General features: G+C 67.3%; 1 protein-coding gene. It reads right to left on the reverse strand.

Annotated features, from left to right (window positions below):
* Positions 1-878, reverse strand: an 878-nt coding sequence (locus tag AC2YJX_RS26200; RefSeq protein WP_487257710.1) for a putative bifunctional diguanylate cyclase/phosphodiesterase, incomplete at both ends; no start/stop codon positions are given.

Raw genomic sequence — 878 nt, forward strand, 5'->3', positions numbered from 1 at the left:
GCGTGGTGGTTCTTGAGGGTCTGCAGCACTTCGGCCACGAAGCCCGGTTGCCTGAACTGCCGGGCGCTGACGTTGACCGAGATGGACAGGTGGGCGGTGGCTTCGTGCTGGCCCCAGCGCTGCAGTTGTTCGCAGGCGGTTTGCAGCACGTATTGGCCTAAAGGGAGGATCAGGCCGGTCTGTTCGGCCAGGGGGATGAAGTCGCCGGGGCTGATCATTCCGCGCTGGGGGTGGCGCCAGCGCACCAGGGCTTCTGCGCCCATGAGCTGGGACTGGTGGTCCACGACGGGCTGGTAGTGCACCAGCAGTTCGCCCCGGGCCAGGCCCTGGCGCAGGTCGGCCTCCAGGTTGGAGCGGGCGTTGACGGCCGCTTGCATGTCGGGGTCGAAGAAGCGCTGGGTGTTGCGCCCTGCGGCCTTGGCCTGGTACATGGCCAGGTCGGCGCGTTTGAGGAGTTCGTCCACCGTGAGGCGTTCGTCGCCAAAGAGGGTGATGCCGATGCTGGGGGTGCTGTAGTGCTGGGCGCCGTCGAGTTCGAAGGGCTGGTTCAGGCTGGCCAGGAGTTTCTCGGCCACGGTTTCTGCCTGGGTGGCGGCGTCTTGCAGGTCGGGGGCCAGGGCTTCGAGCATGACGACGAATTCGTCGCCGCCAAAGCGGGCCACGGTGTCGGCTTCGCGCACGCTGCCCACCAGGCGGGTGGCGACCTGGGACAGGAGCTGGTCGCCCATGTCGTGGCCCAGGGTGTCGTTGAGGTCTTTGAAGTTATCAAGGTCGATGAACAGCAGGGCGCCGAGGTTCTTGGTGCGCTGGCAGGCGGCGATGGAGCGCTGCAGGCGGTCCAGCAGCAGGCGGCGGTTGGGCAGGCCTGTGAGGGCGTC

It is taken from the genome of Acidovorax sp. SRI_002 (genome assembly GCF_057586455.1).